Origin of the sequence: Nocardiopsis sp. RV163 (assembly GCF_001029525.1) — a bacterium.
GTDB classification, from domain to species: Bacteria; Actinomycetota; Actinomycetes; order Streptosporangiales; family Streptosporangiaceae; genus Nocardiopsis; species Nocardiopsis dassonvillei.
Genome location: NZ_LEKI01000256.1, coordinates 1 through 4,530 on the forward strand (window position 1 = coordinate 1; position 4,530 = coordinate 4,530).

Consider the following 4,530-nt stretch of genomic DNA (forward strand, 5'->3'; position numbering starts at 1 on the left):
GGGAGGCCCCATCGGCGGCATGCCCCCTGGCGGCCCGCCGCCGATGGGGCCTCCCCCCGGCGGCATGCCCCCCGGCGGAACGCCGCCGGGGCAGTTCGGCCCGCCGCCGCCTCCGAAGCCGCCCCGGCTCGGCCTGTTCTCCTCCCCGTCCGCGCTGCGCACATCCCTGCTCAACGCGTCGGGCACGGGAGCCGGGTACGTCTACCTGCGCCAGTGGCCGTTCTTCGCCGCCGCGCTCGTCATCACCCTCGGCCTGCTGGTCACCGCCGCCGTCCTCGGGGCCGCGGACAACCTCCTGCTGTGGGTTCCGGTCCTCCTGGCCTGGTTCGCCGCCGCGGCCTTGCACGGCCTGTTCGCGGGCCGCTCCCGCGACGAGCGCCTGATCGGCAGGGGGGAACAGCCCTCCAAGCGGGCGCTGCCCCTCCTCACCGCCGCCGGACTGGCGCTCGCGCTTCTGGTGACCCTCACCGGCGTGTGGCAGGCGGGGGAGTGGCGGCTGCGCGTCGCCGACGCCGCCCACGCCCGCGGCGAGTGCGGCCCCTCAGAGGCCGTCGCCGCCTACGGGAGCGTGGAGGACCTCTTCCAGCTCTCCTTCTCCCCGTCGCTCATGTCGCGCGCCCGCGCGGGCTCCGAGGCATGCGCGCTCCTGGAGCGCGCCCAGTCCGACGTCGCCGCCGAGGAGTACGGGCGGGCCCTGGACTCCTACGCCGCCTACTTCGAGCACCCCTCCGCCCGCTGGGAGGACACCGGCGGCGAGGTCGCCGACATCCACCTCTCCTACGCCGCCGACCTGGTGGCCTCGGCCGACGAGCACTTCGAGGGCGAGGTCACCGACGAGTACCGCGAGAGCATGCGGCGGGCGCACGAGATCTACACCGTGATCCCGGTGGACTACGAGGGCACCGAGGCCGCGGGCCGGGTCCCCACCGCCCTCACCGAGCTCTACGACGTCGGCACCGCGGAGTACGCCGCCGAGTACTGGTGCGCGGGTTTCGACCAGATCGACATGTTCTCCGACCTGGCCTGGGACGCCGCTCCCGAGATCACCGAGCGCATCGCCGCCGAGCGACCCGACGCCGCCTTCAGGTGCGGCTGGGAGAGCGTGGACGGCGGCTCGCTCGACACCGCCGACGAGATGGTCGCCCTCCTGGAAGCGGAGTACCCCGACCACGAGTCCGACGAGGTCGACCGGATGGTCACCCACATCGGCGCCGGGCGCATCGAGGAGAGGATGGACGCCATGACCTCGATCGGCGAGGTCGACTTCGCTCCCGCGCCCACCGGCGGCTCCGGCAGCGACAAGAGCGTCCTGGAGATCACCAACAACACCCCGTACGAGATGCAGTTCCTCTACGTCGGCCCGGACGCCGTCCACGAGGAGGTCATCACCCCCGCGTGCGAGGACTGCGAGGTCTACAGTTCGCCGCCCGCGGGCAACTCCTGCTTCGACGACGGCGACGTCATGCGCGTCGAACTCGAACCGGGCGAGTACCGGATGCTGCTCACCTCGAAGGACTCGCTCTTCGGGGCGGCGCCCCTGCACGGAACCGTCGACCTCTCCGGCGGCGACCTGTACGAGTCCTGCTACTTCGTCACCGAGTAGCGGGTCCCTCGGTCCGGCACGGGGGGTCCGCCCCCGTGCCGGACCGGCAGCCAACCCCGGGGTTCGTCCACGCGTGCGGTTGTGCGTACTGTGTGCTTCGGAGCACGCACACCTGAAACGGGGGTCACCACATGGGAGGGCGCACGTCCTGCTCGCTTCGGGTGGCATGGGACGACGGACTCACGGCCTACGACTTCGGTCCGCAGCACCCGATGGCGCCGATACGCGTCGAGCTGACCATGGCGCTCAGCCGCGAACTCGGCGTGCTGGACGCGCCGGGGGTCGGGCTCCTGGACGTCGAACCCGCATCGGACGAACTCCTCTCCCTCGTGCACGACCCCGCCTACATCGAGGCGGTCAAGCGCGCGGGCCGCACGCTCGAGCCCGACGACGTCCACCTGCTGGGCACCTCCGACAACCCCGTCTTCAAGGACATGCACGACGCCGCCGCGCTCATCTCCGGCGCGTCCGTGGCCGCCGCGCGGGCGGTGTGGAGCGGGGAGACCGCGCACGCGGCCAACATCGCGGGCGGCCTGCACCACGCCATGCGCGGCAACGCCTGGGGCTTCTGCGTCTACAACGACCCCGCCCTGGCCATCGCCTGGCTGCTGGAGCAGGGGGCCAAGCGCGTCGCCTACGTGGACGTGGACGTCCACCACGGCGACGGCGTCCAGAACGCCTTCTACAACGACCCTCGCGTACTCACCATCAGCCTCCACGAGTCCCCGGCGACCCTGTTCCCCGGCACCGGCCAGGCATCCGAGACCGGCGGTCCGGACGCCGAGGGGTACGCGGTCAACGTCGCGCTGCCCGCGGGCACCGGCGACAACGGCTGGCACCGCGCCTTCGACGCCGTCGTCCCGCCGCTGCTGCACGAGTTCCAGCCCGAGATCCTGGTGACCCAGCAGGGCTGCGACACCCACGCCCTGGACCCGCTCGCCAACCTCACCCTGAGCGTGGACGGCCAGCGTCGCGCCTACGCCGAGCTGCACGAACTGGCCCGCAAGACGGCTGGCGGCCGCTGGCTGCTGTTCGGCGGCGGCGGATACGGGCTGGTCCACGTCGTCCCCCGCGCCTGGACCCACCTGCTGGGCGAGGCCGCGGGCCGCCCCGTCGACCCCGAAACCGAGACCCCGCAGGGCTGGCGCGACTTCGTGCGCCAGCGCACGGGCGAGCTGGCGCCGCTGTACATGACCGACGGGCGCGAGGTCGTCTTCGACCACTTCGTGGACGGCTACGACCCGGGCGATCCGGTGGACCGGGCCATCCACGCGACCCGGACCGCGGTCTTCCCCAGCCACGGGATCGACCCGAGCCTGTAGGGGGCGGCCCTTCCGCGGCACCGCGGAAGGGCCGCCTATTCGGTGAGCACAGGGGCCCACGGGACTCCGGACGGCTCACGGGACGGCTCCCATAACACCCCGGTGTCGACCGGCGTGAATTCCGGAGTAGCCGCGCGTGTCGCGTCCGAAGCGGGTAGGACAGAGGTTGAATACCGGGCGAACAGGAGCAGGCGCCGTGGTGGCCGCCCAGCGTGGCGCACGCTCGCTGCGCAGACGAGGAAGGGGAGCGCCAGGTGACGCCGCCGACACGCGCTGAACTGATCACCTATCTGGTGCGCACGGGAATCGCCGGGCACGTCGACACCCCGCGCCAGAACAACCTGCGGCACTACCGGCGGCTCGTCCAGAAGGACCCCTACCACCAGTTCGGCCTCACCTTCTCCCACGACTGGACCTACTCCGAGGTCCTCGCGCTGATGAGCAAGCGCTGCGGCGTGGTGGCCGACGAGGAGTACGTGTGGGGTATCGACACCATCGACCCCGACCTGACCATCGACGCCCTGGAGGCCTTCGCCGACCGGCTGGCCCTGGCCGCCGAGCGCCGGGAACGGGTCCTGTTCGCCACCGGCCACCCGCGCAACCTCCGCGAGACCTACCGCGCCTGGAAGGACGCCCTCGCCGAGCGCGGGTGCCAGGTTCTCACCGCTGGTGGCGGCTATTCCTACGAAGTGACCACGGAGCGCCCCCCTAATCGGCGGATCGTGGTGTGGGAGGACGACATCGCCATCGTCACGGATGGTCGTCTCGCCCGTCACAGCCACCACCCCTTCGCCATGCGTGCCATCCTCGGGGACCTCGCGGACCGCGGTGAGGCATGGCCGCAGTTGGTCATCGCCGACCACGGGTTCGCGGGTGCGGCCGGTGAGGCGGGAGTGCCCGCGATGGGCTTCGCCGACTGCAACGACCCCGCCCTCTTCCTCGCCGAGGCCGAAGGGAAACTACTGGTCACGGTGCCTTTGGACGACGGTTACCTGACCGAGGACTACGCCCCGCTGCGCGAATACGTTCTCGCCCGGGCCGGTCTACTGTGAGTGGGGGAGACCATTTATACCCACCGTTAAACCTCATCCGACCCGCCATCAACACATAGCGCCGAAGACAGGCCCAACGGCCTTTCGCTGAGGCGAACTCGGCTCTACTCTGAAAACGGACGTGTCAGTAGTGACAGCGTGACACGCTGGCGTGGTTTGAGGTCGGCACACCGGGGTCGCCGCCGCACACCACGCCGGTCCCAAGGGTAGACAATGCTCACGTCCGGGAATGAGGGCGTCGAAAGATGAACGGGAGCAAGCCGCCTCTCGAAGAGGTCAGGTTCCTGACCGTGGCGGAGGTAGCCACGATCATGCGTGTGTCCAAGATGACCGTTTACCGAATGGTGCACTCGGGAGTTCTCCCCGCGATTCGCGTGGGGCGTTCCTACCGGGTCCCCGAGCGGGCCGTGCACGACTACCTCCGCGAGGCTTTCGTCGAGGCTGGTTGATCCAGGGCCCGGCCGACCGGGGCCGCCCCCCGGCCCCCGGTCAGCCGACACACCCGGGGGGCGGTGACTGACGGACACCGCCCCCACCGGGGTCTTCCCACCCC

At 71.1% G+C, this 4,530-nt stretch carries 4 protein-coding genes; all 4 read left to right on the forward strand.

From position 1 onward, the window contains the following. The first annotated feature begins 64 nt into the window (after nt 1–64). The 4 genes from ABD54_RS25440 to ABD54_RS25455 all read left to right on the forward strand — a co-directional run bounded on the left by ABD54_RS25440 (nt 65) and on the right by ABD54_RS25455 (nt 4,426). Nucleotides 65–1,603 (forward strand): hypothetical protein, encoded by a 1,539-nt coding sequence (locus tag ABD54_RS25440; protein ID WP_047872087.1) that lies wholly within the window; start codon nt 65–67, stop codon nt 1,601–1,603. A gap of 161 nt (nt 1,604–1,764) precedes the next feature. Then, nucleotides 1,765–2,925, forward strand: coding sequence for an acetoin utilization protein AcuC (locus tag ABD54_RS25445; protein WP_047872088.1), 1,161 nt, complete (start codon nt 1,765–1,767; stop codon nt 2,923–2,925). A gap of 254 nt (nt 2,926–3,179) precedes the next feature. Then, nucleotides 3,180–3,977 (forward strand): phosphatase, encoded by a 798-nt coding sequence (locus ABD54_RS25450; protein ID WP_047872089.1) that lies wholly within the window; start codon nt 3,180–3,182, stop codon nt 3,975–3,977. Nucleotides 3,978–4,222: 245 nt separating this feature from the next. After that, on the forward strand, nt 4,223–4,426 hold the full coding sequence (locus tag ABD54_RS25455; RefSeq protein ID WP_013155995.1) for a helix-turn-helix domain-containing protein: 204 nt from the start codon (nt 4,223–4,225) through the stop codon (nt 4,424–4,426). Nucleotides 4,427–4,530: the final 104 nt, after the last annotated feature.